Source organism: Paenibacillus sp. AD87 (assembly GCF_001659845.1).
GTDB lineage: Bacteria > Bacillota > Bacilli > Paenibacillales > Paenibacillaceae > Paenibacillus > Paenibacillus marchantiae.
The window spans coordinates 104209-125692 of sequence record NZ_LXQN01000007.1 but is presented as its reverse complement, the minus strand read 5'-3'; the positions used below and the strand labels follow the sequence as shown (position 1 = coordinate 125692).

The following is a 21484-nucleotide window of genomic DNA, read 5'->3' as shown; positions in this document are numbered from 1 at the left end:
ACGTGGAGCCTTTCTCCGAAGTGCTTTTCCATATCACTTGACGGAATAGCCAAGCCCTTTGAAAGCCCTATTTCGGAGCGTAAACATGTATGATTTTCGCTGTAATACATATACATTAGGTTGGAATGCCTTTTATACCTTCTATTCGTTCCCTTGTTAGCCTAAAGACATGCGGAATATTGGACATTTGATTCAAAATTATAAGCGCTGCGACGTTTGTACACAAAACGATTTTTGTGTAAATAGCATCGAATTCCGTCAAAAAGGGAAAAACTCAGATATGGCGACGGATAGATCAGATTGTTTCGATCATTTTCATTCGTTTTCATGCATTTGCACCACTTCTCGTTTCGCCATTGGCATTCGGGGCTTGGGCTGTGCTATCTTTACTTTAATATCCACATTAATAAAGGAGGAACAATATTAAATGAATCCCTTAGGGCAGCCTTTGGTACTCAAAGCTAACTTCAAGCGTTTAGGGTTGCTTGCGGCGATTGGTCTGATTCTGTTTTTCGTTTTTCAAATCTTTCCTGCCACCTCATCGCAAACGACTGATATCCAGTCTACTTCCTTCATAAGCAAGGAGAAAGCGGCGGAGTCGGCACGATCTTTTGCAGCTTCTCTACCTGATTATACCCTTCCGACGGATACCGGAAACGAGCTGGTGACGTACCAAACCCATTCCGATATTTATGGGTATATGGCCAAAACCAAACAGTTAGAAACCTATAACAAGAAATGGGAAACAACCTATCCTTACGATGTGTACCGCGTTCGTTTGCCCGATCAGGACAAAGGCGGTTATTTGAATGTTGACGTACATATGAGAACAGGAAAAGTTGTCGGTTTCAAGCGCGAACTGCCTTCTTCCCTGTATGCATCCATTGAGGCTGAGCAGGACAAAAGCAAAGTGAATGCTGCCCAACGTTTAGCTGAAGATAACCTTTCTCTAAATGAAAAAGAGCAGCTTGCCGCTAGCGTCCTTGGCGAATTCGGGTATACTGTACCGAAACTTCAACTGGACACCCGTGAAGAAGAAGCGGGGCTGCAATACACAGATAATGAAAAGCAAATTGGAGATTCCAAGCTGGAACTGAATTTTACGTTTGAAAACGGAGCCGTTCGCTCCTTCGAATCGGTCTTCTCAGTCCCTGACTCCCATACTGACTATGTAGAAAATCAGACTCGGCAAGCCAACTGGATGACTTACGGCGGTTATGCTTTCCTGACCTTTGTGCTTGGCGTGCTCGCGATCATCTACAGTATTCTGACGAGGGCAAACACGTCGTTCAAACGCGGAATCGTTCTGTCCTTGGTATACTTTGCGGCTTCCGTGATTGGCACACTGAACATGATCCCGCTCTTTCAGGCGCAGGGGCTATCTAATTTTATGCTGACCTTCCTGATGGTGATGCAAGCTGGGATAACGCTGGTTATGAGTGCAACCATCTATCTGTCGCTCGTTGCCGGTGACGGCATGTGGCGCAAAATCGGTCTGAATCCTTGGCCTCGGGCCAAAGAACCCGGATACGGCAAATATGTACTGCACAGTATGTATACAGGCTACTTATGGGCGTTGATTCTACTGGGTGTGCAATCCGTACTGTTCTTTATTCTGGAGCGCAGTATTGGAAGCTGGTCAACAACATCGGCTGACCAGTCCACATACAACATGAGTTATGCCTGGATCTTCCCGATTATGGCTTGGATGGCCGGGATCGGTGAGGAAACGGTCTATCGCCTGTTCGGGATTCGCATGATGCAGAAGGTGGTACGAAATACGTTCATCGCCTGCCTTATCCCAACATTGATCTGGGCTCTGGGACACACCCTGTACCCGATCTATCCGGTGATCACACGTCCAATAGAGCTTACTGTCATCGGACTTTTGTTCAGTCTGATCATGCTGCGCCACGGCTTCATCGCCGTTGTATTCGCGCATGTTATCTTTGACAGCCTGTTGATGGGGTTAAGCCTGATCTTCATGGGTGATGCACTGAACATTTCCGCAGGACTCTTCTGGATTGTGCTTCCGGCCATCGTTGGTTATGTCATCTATAGGATGAATCCAAAACAAAAAGAGAAGCCGTATGTCACGACTCCTCATCACGAAGTGCTGCAATAATTTGATTCGCAAGCTTGTCACCAATAGATAGAGGCCGGAAGTCTTCGACGCTGGCCTCTTTTATTTTGCGTAAAGAGCCAAAATGCTTCAGCAGCAGCTTGCGCCGCTTTTCTCCGATCCCCGGAATGGCATCCAGACGGGAAGTCACCATCGATTTACCACGCTGCTCGCGGTGGAACGAAATCGCAAAACGGTGGACCTCTTCCTGAATCCGCTGCAACAGGTAGAACTCCTGACTATCCCGAGGCAAGGAGATGACTTCCGGTGGGTTGCCGATCATCAACTGTGAAGTCTTATGCTTCGCATCCTTCACCAGACCGCATACCGGAATAAACAGCCCCAGCTCATTTTCCAAAATATCCACGGCTGCTGAGATCTGCCCTTTGCCTCCATCAACCACGATCAGGTCAGGCTGGGTTAAGTTTTCCTTCAACACCCGCTCGTAACGGCGACGGATAACTTCTCGCATCGTTTCATAATCATCCGGTCCTTCAACAGAACGGACCTTGTACTTCCGATATTCCTTCTTATCCGGTTTTCCATCGGTAAATACGATCATGGCAGATACCGGGTTCGTACCCTGGATGTTCGAGTTATCAAACGCTTCGATACGGTGAAGCTGATCCAGTCCAATAAAACGTCCCAGTCCTTCAGCAGCTTTCGATGTCCGTTCTTCATTCCGCTCAATCAGGCGGAACTTCTCTTCCAGTGCCACACGTGCGTTATCCACGGCCATGGTGATCATCTGCCGTTTCAATCCACGCTGCGGAATGTGGACTTTGATTTCCAGCCATTCCTGCAATGCTGCTGCGACTTGAGAAGGATCTTCAAGACCTGGGGGCTGTTTATCAGCCGATACATCTTCCTGAGCAACAGCGTCTTCCTGGATAACCATCGTAGCTTCTTCCGCTTCTGCTTCGGGTTGGATATCACCGTAAGATGCACGGGACTCGGCAACACGTAGCTCAACCCCAGAATCTTGCGCCAATCGCGTTGTCTCTTCTGACTCGGCTGTCACCGCCGCAGGTACCGCTCCATCACCATCGGATATATCATCCGCACCACCGTCATCAGCTGCCATAACTTTTGGCATTTCCGGCAGTAAAATCTCCTGTGGCAACGCTGGATTATCACTGTAATACTGGGTCACGTAAGACATAAAGTCACTGTATGCCTCACCGTAAAACGGGAACGTTGACACGTGTCGTTCAATCATTTTTCCCTGACGCATATATAGAATCTGGACACACATCCAGCCTTTATCAATGGCAAAACCAAACACATCGCGGTCTCTGGCATCCGCCATCGTAATTTTCTGTTTTTCCATCATCGCATCAATGGCAATGACCTGATCCCGAAGTTCCTTGGCACGTTCAAAATATAGATCCTCAGCCGCTTCCTGCATTTTGCGCTGTAAATCCTTTTTGATCTCCTCATGCCCGCCACTCAAAAATGAACTGATCTCCTGGGAGATCTCATCATACTGCTCCTTGCCCACTTCTTGCACACAGGGAGCGAGGCACTGTCCCATATGATAATACAGGCATACTTCCTTCGGCATTACGCCGCATTTGCGTAACGGATACATCCGGTCAAGCAGTTTTTTCGTTTGGTGTGCCGCATATGAATTCGGATAAGGTCCGAAGTATTTGGCTTTATCTTTGAGCACCCGCCGGGTCACTTCGAGTCGGGGATGTTTTTCATTCGTAATTTTAAGGTAAGGAAACGTCTTATCATCCTTGAGCAACACGTTATACCGCGGCATATGTTTCTTGATCAGGTTACACTCCAGAATGAGTGCTTCCATATTGCTGCCGGTAACGATATATTCGAAATCACGGATTTCGGACACCAGGCGCTGTGTCTTCCCATTATGACTGCCGATAAAATATGATCTTACGCGATTCTTCAGCACTTTGGCTTTACCTACATAGATAATAGTACCTTCACTATTTTTCATCAGGTAACAGCCGGACATGTCAGGCAGCAAAGCCAGCTTGTGGCGAATCTGCTCTAGTGCCTTCTCCTGCTCCTGCACGTTTGTAATGAATTCATCCATAATTCGGTGGGTCCTCCTTCCCGATTACTGAGAAAGCTGATAGCTTCACCTTACATGAGGCACTCCGATGACAGAATGACCTTTCGATCGCTGTTATCCCCAGATTTCTTTGATTCTTTTCTTATAACGTATAAATCCGGGGATAGGGCATGCTTCCGAAGTAGCTTTCTTTCAGAAAGCTTTTAGGCGACCACTTCGTTTCTACAAGTCATTTCTGCCCTCTTCGTTGTTCATGTAAATTTCAGTTTCACCTTATAATAAATAGTATATCTTATATTGTCCTATATGAAAGTATTCGACGCAAAACGCCCCCGGCGCATAACCGGAGGCGTATGTGAAATCTTGGTCAATTATTGGTGTTTTTCGATAATTCCTTTGAGAGCATCTTTTGAGTTCAGACCAACCACTTTATCAACCGGTTGACCATCTTTGAAGAAGATCAATGTTGGAATGCTCATTACGCCGAAGCGGGAAGCGGATTCCGGATTTTCGTCCACATTGACTTTAGCAATTTTCACTGCATCGCCAACTTCGGTGGACAGCTCTTCCAAGATTGGAGCGAGCATTTTACAAGGACCACACCAAGGCGCCCAGAAATCAACAAGAACCGTTCCTTCGCCTTCGACTTCAGCGTTGAAGGATTGATCGGATACGTTAACAATAGCCATGAAATTGTCCTCCTTATATATACTTACGGTTTATTTTAACCTGTAACGTCGCGAACGACACTTCCAGTATAACACAGCAACTCTAATGTTGTGAAATGAACGCATCAATGTTCATCTTCCCAACATCAAATCTTCACAATTGGGGAGCTAGCGGGTTCACTGCAAAATCTTTACAAACGCTTTCTTTTCCAAGTATACTAAAATTACTCCGGGCTTCAGTTCCCTGTAAGGGCAGCTGTTATCCCCATAAGGAGGCAATACCATGGATGCAAATGTGCGGATCAACGACCCGCGTGAACATGTGAACGAGGAACCCCGTAACGATCTGTTTGATCTGATTGCGGGTGTTGCTGGCATGGCCGGCCTGATGACGGTTATCTTTTTCGGAATGGTGATTTTCAAATTTATCACCGAATAGGATCTTCAGGCTGCACGCAGGCCAGAAAAGCCCGGTTTTCGCTACAATGCGAAAGCCAGGCTTTTTTTGGGATTATATGAGTAAAAAATAGATCAGATCGGTAACCTAAATAGAAATTAACGTTTGCCCCGCTGATTCTCACCCCGAACCGAGATGACATCAACAAACGGACGAATCCGGTCCATCAAACGCTGGCCTTTGTTCATTTCCTCGCCGTCCCTACTGGTGAAGCTAAGATGTTTCTCCAGCCCATCCAAGTTGTAGTTTGACGTGTAAAATGTAGGTTTGCGATTCATACGGTAATTCAGAATGGAACCCATCACATGATCTCGAACCCATGGGTTCAGATTCTCTGCCCCAATATCATCAAAGATGAGCAGATCACAGCTTTTCAGAATATCCGTCGTTTCCTTCAGCTTGTTTCCCTCACTGATCATGGATTTCAGATCCTCCACAAAATCAGGCATGTAGATAATAACACCTGTGTGGCCCACAACCGCGAGTTCATGCAGCAGATAACACATCAGAAACGTCTTGCCCGTTCCAAATGATCCTTCCAAAAACAGTCCTTGCGGAGACAATCCATTCTCCTTGGTGTCGTTAATATAACGCAGAACCTGGTTCACCGCCGGAGCACGCATCCGATCCTTGCCCATAATTTCCACATCGTTATATCCTGCATTGAGCGCACGCTCGTCCACATAGAAACTGCGGATTCTTTGCTTGATAACATGCTCATTCTGCCGGGCGATATGTTTGGAACAAGGTGCTTTTTTATCTATAATTTCGGGTTTACCGTTAAAATGCTCTACTTCCAGTTTGCAAAAGTGACCCTGGAAATCGTTAGGACAGTTGTCGAGCCCCGGACAGTTCGCACAGTTCTTCGAATCTTTGGCATACTGATACAGCTTGCTCAGATCGGTAATAAGCTGTGCATCTTTCAGTTCAGGATGACCTGCGCGGAATTCGCGTACGTACGGATCTTCCATCAATTCCGCCGCAATCCGCCGCGACTGTTCACGAAAGGAAGGATTCAGCTGCTGAAGCAGTCCTCCCAAGGATTCCATGGCTTCAAGCCCCCTTAATAGTTTCAATATAGAATGAACAATTGAATTTTACGATGACCATCATGATGGCAGGGTAACCTTCGATCGCTTGTAATTCTACTGTTCATTCTATATAAACTTGAGGAATAACTCAACATTTTCAGCTGGAAAAAGCATTATCCATTCCATGACAGTGCGCAGAACTTCGGTTAGACGCTAGACAAAAAATTTATCCGATCACGCTTGGAAAATTAACGACGTAGCCCCACCGTAACAATCTCACAAGGTCCCGCTTGAAGAGCCCATTCTTTGCTGATTAAGGCAGTGGAAGGTTCATTTACCACCGAATCATTCAGTTTGCCTGTCTCTTCTTCCAGAATGTTGCTCTGATATGCATCTTCCAATGCTTGCGGGATGGACTCAGAAGCAGCAAACTTCAACTCAGTCGTATTCGACCCCATATTATACCAACGCAACATCAGATCACCCGAATCTTCGTTCACCTTCAGTGAAGAAAACGCAAGACCGTCCCCTTGCCACTCAAAAGGTGTGTTGCTTGGCGTCAGGAATCCCGGGTGTACGTTCGTCTGAGCCAAAGTCCATGGAATCTGGAACTGATAAGCTTCAATGTACGCTCCGGATGTTGCTCCGTTCCCGTCATGAGGGATAATCTCCAGTTGGAAGGAATGCTCGCCGAGACACTGAGCTTCCGGTGTCGGGAACAATCCCCAGTCTCCAAGCTCTCCCACGGCACGAAGCAATGTCACCGCAATCGTATTCCGTCCATCCTCAAGAACCTCATATTCATTCAGACCGAGATTGGCTACAACCAACCCAGCCTGATCCTCGCTCACATCAACAAAACTTTGCTGATGCTGGGTGTTGCTCGGATTCTGCCATTCCGGTGCAGGCGTATTATCGCGAGTAGCAATTTCGAACATCGAGTCAACGTGATGAACAGCAGCTGTCAGATCCGTCGGGAAGAGTGCCCGCACCCGATGATCCTTCGCCTGATTGTTGAAGGTTGTTTCGAGCTTGATGCCTTTTCCACTGCGGCTTAACGACACAATGGTTCGGATCTTGAGCGTAACCATTTGTTTGGAACGTTGAGCTTTACGATGCGGATAATAGATAAGTTCCCGCTGCTCACGATCAAGCGTTTCGTCGGCGGATTCAGGAATCTCCCAATGATGAACAATTTCGTACGAAGCTCTGTAAGGCGCATCTTCGATAACTCGAATTTCTGCCTGAAGATCCTTCGTAGTCAGTGCTACTTCGTTCTCCGGTTGCTTGAACATGTACTCATTGCCGATATCACCGACATTTTCATACACGCCAAGATCTTTATACGTTCGGCCTGTCCGTTTATCCGTAAGTGCAAAAGATCCATTGTCTGCAATATTTACGATAAAATATTCATTTTCCATGCCACGTTGACCACGCAGCAGTGTATCTGAATTCGCAGCATTGCTGTCCATGCGAACCAAAGCATACGTCTTCAGGCCAAGTGCAGGCACGTTCTCTGCTTCAAATGTAATACTGACCCGACGGCAGCTATATGGCTGACGGAATCGATCATCCGGCAGATCATAGCCGAATTGCAGACCCAGATCCTCTACCGTACACGGCACTGGTTTTCCTTCTTCATCCACCAATATACGACCTGACAGGTCAATGGCGTTCATTTTGGCTGCCATATCTTCCAATGAGAAACCGTCGCGGAAGTACAGACGGGCCGCATCCAATTCAATCTGAACCACACCGCTGCGCTTCCATCCCGAAGTGTTAAACACAACCACAGGCCGCGCTTCTTCACCATATCGTTCAAAGGTTGAAGTATCCACAGCTGCGGCGATTTGGCTGGTGCTATCCTCAATCAGGGCCTCAGCGACATGACGGCTCTTATCAAACCGTGTGACCATCTCGCGATGTACCTCGTCTACGCTACAGCCACAGATGCTGTCATGCGGATGATTTTGCATCAACGTTTTCCAGGCATAGGTAAACTGATCATGCGGATATGAATGACCCAGCAGATGCGCGAACGAAGCCAGTGGCTCAGCCACTTTTTCCAACATGGCTTGGCCCAGTTGGTTCATCTGTTTCAGATAAACGCGTGCGGAAGCCGTGTTCACCAGAGTGCCCCAGCCATCAGTACGCTGGCTGCGCAGCTCTCCTTTTACAACAGACAGCTCCTGAACCGCAGATGCTTTCAACGCTGACAGATAGTCCGGGAAGTTGGAGTGAACAAACTCGATATCGGGATACAATTGTTCAGCCATACGAATGGCTTCAGGCAGATCCTTCTGAATCGGCTGGTGATCACATCCGTTCATGTACAGCAATTCATTCGTCGATGCATATTTCTCCGCATCAGCCAGCTTGGTTTCCCAGAACTTACGAGCTGAAGCTTCGTCCACCGGAACTTCATTCCCGTTAGAGTACCAGTTGGCAAATAAAACACCGAGCACTTTAGATCCATCCGGACCTTCCCACATCAGCTCTGAGAAACTGGACTCGTATCCATCGTCAGACACCATGTTGTTGAAGCCCGTTGGCTTCACGCCTCGTCCAAAAAAGACATTATCGATGCCCGATTGCAGCATAAGCTGCGGTGTCTGTCCTACAAGTCCGAACGTATCTGGGAAGTATCCGATCTTTGAAGGTGTTCCGTAACGTTTGGCATCCCGATGTCCAACCTGCATATTACGAACGTTCGCTTCACCACTGGTCAGGAAGGCATCCTGCAAAATATACCAAGGCCCAATGACAATCCGGCCATCACGAATATGCTTCTCCAACCGTTCCTTCTGCTCTGGTCTAACCTGAAGATAGTCATCGATGATGATCGTCTGGCCGTCCAGGTAAAAGCTTTTAAAATCTGGCCCCTGATCGAGCTGATCCAGCAAGGCATCCACCAGTTGCACTAATCGCATATGATGCTTCTCATACGGCAAATACCATTCCCGATCCCAGTGCGTGTGAGAGATAATATGCGCTCTTTTCGATTTGCTTGTTGGTTTGATCATTGTATTATTCCCCCTCTACCTCTTGTTGTACAATCTCTACTTCATCTGGACGATATACGGCTTGCAGCTGTCCGGCTGCATCTGTGGCAAACAGCACCGAGCGATTTTTCTCCAACAGGAACGTATATATGACTCCCGTACGTGTATCTCTGACTTTCACCTCATGATTCAAAGCGAACTCCGATACAAATACGTACAGATTGCCTTTCGGGAAGCTCAGCTTCCGGCCATAAATCCCTGCCAGATCACCGCCAGATATCCATTCCAGTTCATTTTCAATACCAGCCACTTCTGATGCATATCGATACAGGTCAGCCAGCGGCTCATCCCGGCCGTTCAGCTCCAGCGGCAGCGGGCTCCAGATCAACTTGCCTTTGCCTAATGGCAGTACTGCTAATTCATCAGGTGTATGATTCTCCGCATGAAGTAACGTTTCCTTCGCCACCTCGGCAATCCGGCGACGACCATACGTGACGCGGTGATTCACCCCGTTAATATTCAGCATTTCTTCTCGCTGTACGTTGCCCAGACTGCGTTGACCGACAAGATGATCTGCCCGATCACTTGTTTTCCAATAAGCATCCAACCCGAGCGGGCCCGTAATAAGCAGCGTAGCTCCTTCATTCTCCGCGAAGTTCAATAGCTCGGTTAAGGCATCGCTGTCCATGTTGTGCGGACTCGGAACCATGATCAGCTTCGGAGGTTGCTGCTTCAATGCTTCCAGATGATACTCGGATACAGCCCGGAATGGCTGCTTCAGCTCATAAGCCATTACACGGGTCAATTTTGTGGTTGCATCGTAGGCCAGGGAACGGTTCGAGAAATCGTTGGAATACGGGAAGACCACCGCAATCTCCTCCAGCTCGCGATCGGTAAACAAGTCCCGAATCTGCTCCATGAATCGGCCAAAATCGTAAGACACATCAGCTTCAGGTTTTTCTGTACCATCCGCTCTCAGCGCTCCAATATGAGATTCATTGGCATTATCCATATAGAAGTTCGTATTCCAGATCCATTGCACTGCTCCTGCACCGCCTGTTGAGAAGGCATAGGCGTATTTGCGCTCCAGAATGCTGTGAAGCTCTTCCTCTGTACGTTTGGCCCGGCCATCCGGGGTTTCCACATACATGATGCCTGTCTCCTGAATGAGATTGGGTTTATGTGGTGTTTTGGCGAAAATGCCGTCCCAGATCAGGTCATCGTTGAGCCACCAGGAATGCACGGTTGTATAATCCACTTCCCGCTCATAGAAGAACGGTGAAGGCCGCTGTGCTCCGAGAGCTTCATCCTGCCCTACGGTAACCAGATGATGGGGAACAAGATCCTTGATCGTGCCTACAAGCTCTCTCGCCCAAACATTATGCATCTCCATGGAAAAGAGACAATAATCGAGCCAGCGTGTTCCCTTTTTAGCCTTGTGCATGTCCTGTACATCGAAATTAATCTCTTCCGGTTCAGGAATGACTGCTGCGGTGAAGTCAGGGAGCTGTTTAGGTGACATGTTCCATGCCTCCTGCAACGCTTCAATCGTCTGATGCCGCTGCTGAAGCCACTCGATAAACGCCTGCTGCTCATACGAATCTCTTGCCGAACGTGGCCCATCGGAGAATATGCGCACAGGATCAAACATCGACGGTTCATTAATCAAGTCCCAGTCCACATGTGTGGAATGTCTGTGACGACTAACAATGCTGCGGATGAAGCGTTTCTGTGCATCTACGCTCTGCGGGTCTAAATATGGATTTGTTCCTTCCCACGTCTCGGGTGTAAAGGAGAAAAAGGTGAACGTCACTTGAAGGCCGTGCCGTTTTGCCGTTAACAGGAACGCATCAATAGCACGCAGTACATCCTCAGACATATGACCATCCACCTGCATCATGTTGCGATAGGCAGTCCAGATTCCGGTCCGAATCCAGTTAATGCCGGCCTTCGCCATCTGTGCCATATCCCGATCCCATACATCCGCATTAGGAAGGAACAGGAATTTCCGTGCCACATCAGAGGTCATGTAGGTCATACCAACAACAGGCAGCGGACGACCGTCTTTGATAAAATAATCTCTGCTGCGTGTAATGACTTCCCCTTCTGCCAACAAAGCTGCGTCCTGACCCCAGAAGCCCTGCCGAAGTATGCGAACTTCGCCATCAGGTGCCTCAACACGACCCACGATTCGGTACAGCCCGCTCTCGATTGAAACCGGAAGAAGAATGCGTTCAAAACGCTGTTCGCCGGAAAGTTCCAGCTCCAGTTGATGATTCCATACCTTCTCTACCGTGCCGTTTGTGCGATCTTCCCGTTCAACGGTTAAATCAAACGTCCACAGCTCCGGCTCACTTCGTCTGCTTCCCGCACGCTGTAGAATTTGGGTTTGGAGGATCAGTGAAGCTCGTTCACCCAATTCATACGAAGCATAGTTCGGCTTCAGAGATAGCTCGGTTACACCTTTGGCGCAACACTGCGCCCAGTTCACGATTTCGGCTGCTCCGTTCTGATCCCAGAAGGTAGCCGTCAAAGGCAGATGTACAAACAGCCAGCGTGAACCGGCAAACGTACTGCGGGAGTTTTCCCATAATACGATTGGGGCAGCGATGCTGCGACCATCCTTGCTGCGGCCGCGGAGCAGCGGAGAAATCTGCGTGCTCATCGGGCCTGAGGAACCCATCTGGTGTGGCAAATCGCTTGTTTTGGTTGTATGAGGTACCAGATTCCACGTATCCGCACTCTCGAACAGTCCCTCTTTACCTGCAAGGAGTGGAATATCTTCTGAGGAAGTTAGTGAATCCACTTTGGCTGCGGATACCTTTAACGCCTCATGAATGTAAAGTTCCTGGTGATACGCCGTTTGTTCCGACTCGGAAATCCATGCCCCATTCTCCTGACGAACAGGACGTTTGAATGGTGCGCCACCAATGCTGATCAGACTTCCCCCCTGATGAAGAAAAGCTGCGATTTCGGTCCAAGCGGATTTAGGAAAATAAGGCGCATGCAGGTTCACGAAACACCCTTCACCTGCCGCTGTGCTCAAAGCCGAAGCCAAATCATCCGCGCCCACAACGATGATCTCTTCCGATGCTTTCCATGAATCAAGAGCACCTTGCGTTGGCAAAGTACCCTCCACTGGAAACGTTGGATCAGAGAAAATAATCAACTTGGTTCTCTTCACTTGTGCGCTGCTCATAGCAAACCATCCTTCATGGATTTATAGACCAACTGGGAGAACAGGCTGTTGGACCAAGCAAACCATTTTCTCGTAAAAATCGTCGGATCATCGGCATGGAAACCTTCATGCATATATCCTGTATCCGCATCCGTTGCTTCCAGCATCCGAATGATTTCGAGCTTCTCTTCAGCAGACTGGGCCGTCAATCCTTGCATGGACAGACCCATATGCCAGATGTAATCCGGCGGTGTATGCGGGCTGCCGATTCCTTTGGCAACTTTGCCTTCATAATAGAACGGATTCTCTTTGCTGAGCGCAAAACGTCTCGTATTCTGATAGATCGGATCATCCGCTGTGACGTAGCCAAGATAAGGAATGGACATCAGTCCCGGTGTACCCGCATCATCCATCAGGCAGTAGTTGCCGAAACCATCCGTCTCATAGGCATAGATCGGGCCAAACTCGGGATGACGGTAAATACCGTACAGCTGAATACCATGATCTACTTCGGCTTCCAGATCCTTAAGCTCCTGTAGGAACTCCATATCCCGGAATACCCACTCCGCGAACTCCTGCATCTGACGCAGGGCAACCACGGCAAACATATTGCCTGGAATGTTGTAGTGGAAATCACACGCATCATCACTGGAACGGAAACCGGACCAGATCATGCCTGTGTAATTGACGGGCATACCTCGTCCGTTATTGCGAATTGAATCCGTAGCAATGCCGTTATTGCGGGTAAAGCTGTATGGTGACTTCTCCATGTGATGCTGCTCCACCCGGAACAAATCCACGATTTTGCGCATGGCGGCTTTGAAGCTGGAATCGAAAATATCGGTCAGTTCGGTTTCTTTCCAATATAAATAAGCGAGACGCACAACAAAGCACAAGGAATCAATCTCGAATTTGCGCTCCCACACCCAAGGTGACATCTCGGTCACGTCGGTGGTGTTCCAGTGCCAATCATTGGCTGTCTCGTTGAAGGCGTTGGCATACGGATCAATATGAACGTACTGGATGTGGCGCTTAATCAGACCACCAATAATGCGTTGCAGGTCTTGATCTTCCTTGGCAAATGGAATGTAATGCACCACTTGCTCCACAGAATCCCTTAGCCATGAAGCTGGAATATCGCCAGTGATGACAAATGTCGTGCCGTCGTCCATTAATTTAGTTGTTGTTTCAATCGTATTCGGGAAACAGTTCTTGAATAGTTGAAGCAGCTTCGGTCGATGCGCCAGTTTCTGCTCTGCTTCTTCCATTACAGCCTGTACGGCTTGTGGCAATGCAACAGTTGGCATCGGTATTTTGGGTAGTCTGAATTGTTCCATGAATGAGTGCACTCCTTAAACAAATTGAATGGTGTAGCTATTGAGGATGAAACAAAAAATTTACACGGGACCACTGCGCGGTCAGAAATATCCTCCGATCGCTGTTATCCCCAGATTTTTTGATTCCCTTTTCTAAAGGGTAAAATCCGGGGATAAAGGCGAACGCTTCGCTTCTTCGAATTCTTTCTGCCCTCTTCGTTATCGTGTAAATACGTTTACTCCTATATAGCTCAAAATATTTCAAAAAGGTTTACCGCAGTAGCACGGTTTGTATTTCGTAAGGTTTAAAAGATAATGTAATCTGGCCATTGGTATGGGCCAGTGGTTTGATCGGTTCTTCCAAAGCATTGGAGAGATAAGCTTGCTCAAATGCATGCGGCCATTGCAGCGTCACACGTTCACGTGTGCCTGAAGATTCATAGAAACGGAGTACTGTACCGTTTCCTGCCTCTGCCAATTTGACCGTATCCAAGATGACATGGCTGCTATCGAATTCAATCCATGCTCCAGTTGCCGGGCGTACGCCTGCGTTCTGGTCCACCTGATGCACAGGCACTTCATGGTTTAATTCGGCCGCCTGACGTACCGTATGTGCACTTCTCCAGTCGCCTTCATGTGGATACAGGGAATAGGTGAAGTCATGTTCTCCAATATCCGCAGTCCGGTCAGGCCATCTCGGTGCACGCAACAAGGAAAGGCGAATCGTGCTTCCCTGTACGTCGTATCCATATTTGCAATCATTAAGCAGACTGACGCCATATCCGTGCTCGGCGACATCTGCGAAGCGGTGTCCGCACACTTCATACTGAGCTTGCTCCCAACTCGTGTTACGATGAGTTGGACGCTCCAATGCACCGAATGGAATTTCATAGGTCGCTTTGGAACTCACTACATCGATTGGGAAGCCCACTTTGAGCAATTTATGATCTTCATTCCAGCTTACATGGATCTTGAAATCGATCCGTCGATTGTCATGATAGAACACCATATCCTGTGTTATCACAGACTGGTGAAGCTTCCACTGAAAACGAAGTACATCCTTCGTAGTACCTGCCAGGACCAGTTTTTTCTCCAAGAGCTCCACTTCTCCAGCAATCTGAGCCTCATAACGACTGTCGATATCCCAGGCATCCCAGAGCGTCGGACGGTCATGGAAAAAGTGAAATTGATTGCCGCGTTCACCCGGCTTGAGAATCTCTCGTTCTGCTGTCTTGTCCCACAAGCGGGATATCTCGCCACGCTCGTTGAACTGAACATGGTAATACGCGGTTTCCCATGTATCTGTAAAGTTCTTTTGCCCGGCAATGCTCGCCATTTCCCGTACATTCGTTTCCCTTGCATTTTCCGGTACGAGCCAAATCGTCTTATGACCAAACGCTGGAATATCCGTCACCAGAACCGAAATTTGGCCATCTTCCCGATCCATGCGCAAACGCTGACCTTCTTCATCGATGACGTAACGATCCAATCCATCGTGCATTTGAAGTTGAACGACTTCACTTCGATTCCAACCAAGGCTGTTGAACACAACATAAGGTATAGAACCCTCTGGCCCCTGCGTGTTTATTCCCCTCGTTAAAGCGGCTACCCCTTGATTCAAACCTGCTCTACCCAATTCAAATACCCGGACATATTCCTCGTCTGAAGTTACATACGATTCGGTAATTGCAGAGCCTGGGATAATATCATGGAATTGATTCAGCAAAATCAGCTTCCATCCATCATGCAGCGCCGAACGTACTTCAGCATCCTGCTGCGGCTCCATATCCGGTAGGGCAAGTGTATTCCAGAGCTCCGCTTCGCGATAAAGCACCTCAGCCTTCCGGTTGTTACGCTTATTGCGGCCATGGGTCGTATAGGTACCCCGGTGAAGCTCCAAATACAAGTCGCCATGCCACTTCGGAAGATCAGGGTGCGCCTTCTCGATTCCGTCAAAGAAGGCACCGGCGGTACTATAACCATTCTTCGGTTGGCCCACCATCAACTCGGAACGATCCACGTACTCCAACATCTCTCGCGTCACGCCGCCGCCACCATCGCCATGCCCGTACAGAAGCATATGCTCAGGATGCGCCGCCTTCTCGCGGTAAGACTGCCAATGATCATGAATGTCCTTCGGCAGCGTATGCTCGTTAACACCATGATTGAGATAAGACAGGATGGACGTGCCATCAATACCTACCCAATGGAAAAGATCATATGGAAATACGTTCGTATCATTCCATCCGAGCTTGGTCGTCATGAAATACTCTACATTGCCATGCTTCAGGATCTGAGGCAGGGAAGCACAATAACCAAATGTATCTGGCAGCCATTCAATCTGTGATGTTTTGCCGAACTCCTCCATATAGAAACGCTGACCATATAACATCTGACGAATCAGGGATTCCCCACTCGGAATGTTCAGATCCGGCTCAACCCACATACCGCCAACTAGTTCCCAACGTCCTTCGGCAATGCGCTTCTTCACCCGTTCATACAGTTCGGGATCGTGTTCCTTCAGAAAAGCGTACAACAAAGGCTGGCTCTGGGAATAAACATAATCCGGGTATTCATTCATGAGTGCATCCACCGTGGAGAATGTACGACTGGTCTTGCGCACCGTCTCACGTACAGGCCACAGCCAGGCAATATCAATATGCGATTGCCCCACCATATGCTCCAAGCCTTCGGCGTTTCCACCAATCTCTCGCACTTCATGGATCAATCTTTCTTCGATACTGTGGATGTCATTCCCCTGCTTGACAGCCTCTTCTGTCAGACCTACGAATTGATCCATTGCCCGATAGATCGCTTCCAGCAGGCGTACACGACGGAAATCACTTTCCGGCAGCAGCACCGCGGAATCACGTACAATCGTGACCGTGTACATCAGACTGCGGACAGGTTCATTCGGTCGCACCAGCAAACTGCTAATTGATGTAATCGGCGGCTGAATAACCGCTTGTTGGTTCAGTGGATCTACAGGCTCGGGTACCGGATCGAATAACTCAATCTCAAGTTCAGGCTGAGCCCCTACTCGTGAAGGGTCAAGTGTTACATACGTATGATTACGATCCAGCCCCTGATAAGAATGTCCATTCACCCGAAGCAAGCCTTCCCCACCGGATTCAAATACAAGTCCGTAAGGTTCTTTCTGCCAGGAGGCAGGTACATCCAACCGTGTCCGGAAGAAATAGGTCGTTCCCTGATCACTTGGGAAACGATTCAACCCCTCGCCTTCTGGATAAGCCTTCTGATCTTCATATTGTCCTGGCACTTTATAATAAGCGCGGCTGATGTCCCAGCTGCGCAGCTCCATTTGCTCCAACCACTGACGTTCGGACAACTCGCGAATAAATCGTCTGATGCGTTCCAATTCCTTACGCCTCCTCTACCGTCAGCTCGGCGAACTGCGTATCTTTCACATGTCTTCCGATATGAATATGGAATTGTCCTGGTTCAACGACAGGCGTGAGATCACGACCGATATATTGCAGCTGCTCCGCTCCAATATGGAAGGCTACCGTCTTCGTCTCTCCAGATTCCAAATTCACTTTTTCAAACCCCTTCAGCTCTTTAGCTGGACGTGCCACACGGCTAACCACGTCGGATACATACATCTGAATGACTTCTGCACCTCTGCAAGACCCCGTATTGGTGACTTCCACTGATACGGTTACTGTCTCGTTGGCCGTCATCGATTCTGTACTTAGCTTCGGCTCACTGTAATCAAAAGTAGTATAGCTAAGCCCATATCCGAATGGATAACGAGGCTCCAGATCCTCTTCCAAATAACGCTTGCCGCGTGAACGTTTACCATTATAGTAAATCGGTAATTGACCCACATGCTTCGGAATGGATACCGTCAGTTTGCCGGACGGATTCACTTCGCCGAACAAGATGTCCGCAATGGCATGCCCACCCTCTTGACCTGGGTACCATGCTTCCAGAATGGCATCGGCATGTTCATCCACCCAAGGCTCGGTGATCGGGCGACCGTTGATATAAACAATGACAAGTGTTTTGCCAAGCTTGTGGATCTCCTGAATCAGCTCCAGCTGGACTCCGGCGAGTCCAAGCGTCATGCGGTCAATGCCTTCCCCACACTCCATGTCATTCCATGAGTTATCGGACACATTGGAAGCACCTGTCTTCAGATCGATTGTTCCTTCACCAAAATCACGGGCACTCGAGCCGCCAACGACCATGATGACCGTATCGGCCTGACGTGCAGTTTCTATTGCGTGCTCGAACCCTTCTCTCGAATCACCCTTGATGCGACATCCCGGTGCATAGAGCACCTGATTTTCACTATTTGAATGTTCAGCTGAGCCTTCCCCTGCGTGCCCACTCTCACTTACAGCAAGCTTACTGCGGATGCCATCCAGCACCGTAGCCACTTTGGACTTCGGTTGGGGGGAAGTATAATCGCCCAACTGGTTGTAGGCTTGGTCCGCATTAGGACCAATGACAGCAATTCGGCCCGCTGTTGGCGTCGACAGAGGTAACGTTGCAGCTTCATTTTTGAGCAAGACCACACCTTCTGCAGCCAATTGGCGTGCCAGTTGAATATGTTCTTCACTGCCAATGACTTCTGCCGCTCGATCGGCATCCACATAAGGCTGCTCGAATAATCCCAGCTTGAATTTCAGTGCCAGCACACGACGGACAGCTTGATCCAGTACATGCATTTCAAGTTTGCCTTCCGAGATCGCTTGCACCAGATATTGTCCAAACATCTCACCGGACATTTCCATATCAATACCAGCCTGAATGGCCTGTACGGATGCTTCCAATCCATCTGACGCCACATCATGCCCACTTGCGAGCATGTTGATGGCACCGCAGTCCGTAATCACCAGACCGTCAAAGCCCCAGTCTTTTCTCAGAACGTCATCCAGCAGTTCCGTATTAACCGTACACGGGATACCGTCGATTTCGTTATAAGCCGGCATAATGGATTGAGCACCTGCTTCAACAGCTTTGCGGAACGGATACAGATCTACTTCCAGCAGCTCACGCCAGCCCATATGCACCGGTCCCGCATTGCGTCCACCTTCCGAGCTGCCATAACCGACAAAGTGTTTCAGTGTAGCCGCTACCGCATCCTCTTGGTCCAATCGCTCGCCCTGAAGTCCTTGCACGGAAGCAACAGCTAGCTCACCAATGAGATACGGGTCTTCACCAAAGCATTCCTCGGTACGCCCCCAGCGTGGATCACGCACAACATCCAGCACCGGAGAATACGTTACTGCACCGCCTTGAGCACGCGTCTCGCGAGCGACCGCCCGGCACATGTCACGGTACAGATCCACGTTCCAAGTACTTCCTAAGAGCAGAGGAACTGGATAGACCGTACCGTCAATCGCCATATGTCCGTGAGAGCATTCCTCTCCGATCAGAATGGGAATCCCCAGTCTGGAATGCTCTACAGCATGGCGCTGAATAAGGTTTACTGCTTCTGCCCCTTCTCTGGCAGACAGTCCATTTTCAAGCGTAACACCCGTCCATGGATCTGCACGAAGTGCACCGTACAGGGAGCCTATGCCCCCGTTTTCCACCTGCTGCTTAAAGGATTCATTCAGCGTGATGTTCCCTTGATCATTCGTATATGTCTGCCAACCAAAAGGCTGGATGAGTTGACCCGCCTTTTCTTCCGTCGTCATTAAGCTCAGCAGATGTTCTACTCGCTCTTCCACGGATTTGCTTTTATCCTTATATATCATCATCCTTCGACGCCTCCACCCTATAGAAGTGATTCGGTTACTCTTTGACAGCTCCGACCGTCAGACCTTGTACAAAGTAACGCTGGAAGAACGGATATGCGAAAATAATCGGCAACGTGGCGAGAACCACCATGGCCATCCGTGAAGTATCCTGCGGGATGGATTGCATCGCCGCCAGACTCATCGAGCTGTTCGCCGAGTTCTGCTGGATGAACTGGATGCTGGACTCGATCCGCATCAGCATCGATTGCAGCGGTACTAGGTTGGGATTATCGATATATAACAGCGCATTGAACCAATCGTTCCAGTAACCGAGCGTACTGAACAATCCGATTGTCGCCAGCCCTGGCAACGATAATGGAATGACAATTTTCATAAACGTATAGAATTCTCCGGCTCCATCAATTTTCGCCGATTCAATGACTGCATCCGGCACACTGGTTGAATAGAACGTACGCAGGATCATGATATAGAAGGCATTCATTGCAAGCGGCAGAACCAGTGCCCATATGGTATCTTTCAATCCAAGAAGCTGGGATACGACCATATAGGTCGGAATCATCCCGCCGTTGAACAACATGGTCAGAATGGCAAATATGGAGAAAAATCTCCGATAACGGAAGCTCTTGCGGGAAATTGCATAAGCATACAGCGACATTAGAATCAGACTGATGATGGTACCCAGCACCGTCACCAGAATGGTTACCCCATAAGCACGCAGCAGCGTGTCTCCACTCTGCCACACAAACTGATAGGCTGCGAGACTCCATTCCTTCGGAATCAGTCGATACCCGTCACGGGCCAGTGCTTTCTCGTCCGTGAACGAGATGATCACTACAAACACGAAAGGAAATACACAGATTAAAGCGAATAGTCCGGCCAAAATATTCATAATGACGTTCCAGCCATTGGATACATGATGGAAGTCGCGTTTTTTTACGATTTGAGCCACAGTGGTTCACTCCTTTCCCTTGTCCTAGAATAGGCTGCTATCTTTATCGATTTTGCGTACAACATAGTTGGAAATGATAACAAGCACGAAGCCTACAACGGATTGATACAATCCGGCAGCGGTACTCATGCCAATCTCACCACTTGTTTTCAAGCCACGATACACATAGGTATCAATAACATTGGTAACGGCATACAACGTACCCGAATCCCTTGGAACCTGATAGAAGAGACCAAAGTCGGCATAGAAGATGCGACCCACAGCCAGCAACGTCATAATAATAATGATAGGTGAGAGCAAAGGAATCGTAATGTTGCGGATCTGCTGCCATTTATTGGCGCCATCGATCATCGCTGCCTCATACAGCGACCGATCAATCCCCAGAATGGAAGCGAGATAGACAATGCTGTTGTACCCGATCGTTTTCCACAAAGCTACAAACACCAGGATATACGGCCAATACTTCGCTTCCGAATACCACTGAATCGGTTCCACACCGAACCACCCAATAATCTGGTTCAACATCCCCCGGTCCATGCTCAGGAAGCTGAACGCGAAATAACCGACAATAACCCAGGATAGGAAATACGGCAGGAACATACCTGTTTGATACAATTTGGCTAATCGTTTATTGACCAGCTCCGAGAGCAGAATTGCCAAACCTACAGCGAATACCAGCCCCAGAATAATAATGGCAAGGTTATAAAAAAGCGTGTTTCGAGTAATGAGCCAAGCATCGTTAGTGCTGAACAGGAATTTAAAGTTATCCCAACCCACCCATTCGCTCTTCATCAGACTGGCCCAGAAGCCTTCGCGGCTGAAACGATATTGTTTGAATGCTGCTACTGTACCAACCAATGGCAAGTAGGAAAAGAAGAAGAACCAGATGGCGCCTGGCAGCACCATGAACAGCATGACTCGGTTTCTAATCAGATTTTTCAAAAATGCGGTCATATGGAGATCCTCCTTCAGGCTTGAATGAAAA

The 21484-nt window shown here is 48.6% G+C and carries 12 protein-coding genes; 2 read left to right on the top strand and 10 right to left on the bottom strand.

What is annotated here, in order from left to right:
- Positions 1 to 427 precede the first annotated feature (427 nt).
- Positions 428 to 2125: a CPBP family intramembrane glutamic endopeptidase gene (locus tag gpAD87_RS00675; RefSeq protein WP_064635731.1), complete on the top strand. Its 1698-nt coding sequence runs from the start codon at positions 428 to 430 to the stop codon at positions 2123 to 2125.
- On the opposite strand, the gene uvrC is transcribed toward gpAD87_RS00675, so the two are convergent.
- Both uvrC and trxA read right to left on the bottom strand, forming a co-directional pair.
- Entirely contained in the window at positions 2094 to 4184 is a 2091-nt protein-coding gene (gene uvrC / locus gpAD87_RS00670; RefSeq protein ID WP_064635730.1) for an excinuclease ABC subunit UvrC, read from the bottom strand. The two genes, gpAD87_RS00675 and uvrC, sit on opposite strands and share 32 nt — an antisense overlap.
- 350 nt (positions 4185 to 4534) lie before the next feature.
- Positions 4535 to 4852, bottom strand: a complete 318-nt coding sequence (gene trxA / locus gpAD87_RS00665; RefSeq protein WP_036605788.1) for a thioredoxin — start codon at positions 4850 to 4852, stop codon at positions 4535 to 4537.
- 262 nt (positions 4853 to 5114) lie between these two features.
- Between trxA and gpAD87_RS31685 the strand changes: the two genes are divergently transcribed.
- Positions 5115 to 5270, top strand: a complete 156-nt coding sequence (locus gpAD87_RS31685; protein ID WP_090810527.1) for a YqzM family protein — start codon at positions 5115 to 5117, stop codon at positions 5268 to 5270.
- 116 nt (positions 5271 to 5386) lie between these two features.
- Here gpAD87_RS31685 and dnaI read toward each other — a convergent pair whose 3' ends face one another.
- The 8 genes from dnaI to gpAD87_RS00625 form a co-directional block, all read right to left on the bottom strand.
- Complete coding sequence (dnaI, locus tag gpAD87_RS00660) at positions 5387 to 6337, bottom strand: primosomal protein DnaI (RefSeq protein WP_053783224.1); 951 nt, start codon at positions 6335 to 6337, stop codon at positions 5387 to 5389.
- A gap of 230 nt (positions 6338 to 6567) precedes the next feature.
- On the bottom strand, positions 6568 to 9345 hold the full coding sequence (locus tag gpAD87_RS00655) for an alpha-mannosidase (RefSeq protein WP_064635729.1): 2778 nt from the start codon (positions 9343 to 9345) through the stop codon (positions 6568 to 6570).
- A gap of 4 nt (positions 9346 to 9349) precedes the next feature.
- Positions 9350 to 12523: a beta-galactosidase gene (locus gpAD87_RS00650; protein WP_064635728.1), complete on the bottom strand. Its 3174-nt coding sequence runs from the start codon at positions 12521 to 12523 to the stop codon at positions 9350 to 9352.
- Complete coding sequence (locus gpAD87_RS00645; RefSeq protein WP_064635727.1) at positions 12520 to 13839, bottom strand: glycoside hydrolase family 125 protein; 1320 nt, start codon at positions 13837 to 13839, stop codon at positions 12520 to 12522. Before gpAD87_RS00645 ends, gpAD87_RS00650 begins: the two co-directional genes overlap by 4 nt.
- A 250-nt stretch (positions 13840 to 14089) precedes the next feature.
- Complete coding sequence (locus gpAD87_RS00640) at positions 14090 to 17197, bottom strand: alpha-mannosidase (protein ID WP_064635726.1); 3108 nt, start codon at positions 17195 to 17197, stop codon at positions 14090 to 14092.
- Positions 17198 to 17201: 4 nt separating this feature from the next.
- Positions 17202 to 19550, bottom strand: coding sequence for a glycoside hydrolase family 3 N-terminal domain-containing protein (locus tag gpAD87_RS00635; protein WP_197521341.1), 2349 nt, complete (start codon positions 19548 to 19550; stop codon positions 17202 to 17204).
- A 34-nt stretch (positions 19551 to 19584) separates the two neighbouring features.
- Entirely contained in the window at positions 19585 to 20439 is an 855-nt protein-coding gene (locus gpAD87_RS00630; RefSeq protein WP_231952715.1) for a carbohydrate ABC transporter permease, read from the bottom strand.
- Positions 20440 to 20523: 84 nt separating this feature from the next.
- Entirely contained in the window at positions 20524 to 21453 is a 930-nt protein-coding gene (locus gpAD87_RS00625; RefSeq protein WP_063566098.1) for an ABC transporter permease, read from the bottom strand.
- Positions 21454 to 21484: the final 31 nt, after the last annotated feature.

Bases quoted from the DNA above. Each gene is read 5' to 3' on its own strand.
- uvrC (WP_064635730.1), bottom strand. From the start codon at position 4,184: ATGGATGAATTCATTACAAACGTGCAGGAGCAGGAGAAGGCACTAGAG.
- gpAD87_RS31685 (WP_090810527.1), top strand. From the start codon at position 5,115: ATGGATGCAAATGTGCGGATCAACGACCCGCGTGAACATGTGAACGAG.
- trxA (WP_036605788.1), bottom strand. From the start codon at position 4,852: ATGGCTATTGTTAACGTATCCGATCAATCCTTCAACGCTGAAGTCGAA.
- gpAD87_RS00635 (WP_197521341.1), bottom strand. From the start codon at position 19,550: ATGATGATATATAAGGATAAAAGCAAATCCGTGGAAGAGCGAGTAGAA.
- gpAD87_RS00630 (WP_231952715.1), bottom strand. From the start codon at position 20,439: ATGAATATTTTGGCCGGACTATTCGCTTTAATCTGTGTATTTCCTTTC.
- gpAD87_RS00625 (WP_063566098.1), bottom strand. From the start codon at position 21,453: ATGACCGCATTTTTGAAAAATCTGATTAGAAACCGAGTCATGCTGTTC.
- gpAD87_RS00650 (WP_064635728.1), bottom strand. From the start codon at position 12,523: ATGAGCAGCGCACAAGTGAAGAGAACCAAGTTGATTATTTTCTCTGAT.
- dnaI (WP_053783224.1), bottom strand. From the start codon at position 6,337: ATGGAATCCTTGGGAGGACTGCTTCAGCAGCTGAATCCTTCCTTTCGT.
- gpAD87_RS00655 (WP_064635729.1), bottom strand. From the start codon at position 9,345: ATGATCAAACCAACAAGCAAATCGAAAAGAGCGCATATTATCTCTCAC.
- gpAD87_RS00645 (WP_064635727.1), bottom strand. From the start codon at position 13,839: ATGGAACAATTCAGACTACCCAAAATACCGATGCCAACTGTTGCATTG.
- gpAD87_RS00675 (WP_064635731.1), top strand. From the start codon at position 428: ATGAATCCCTTAGGGCAGCCTTTGGTACTCAAAGCTAACTTCAAGCGT.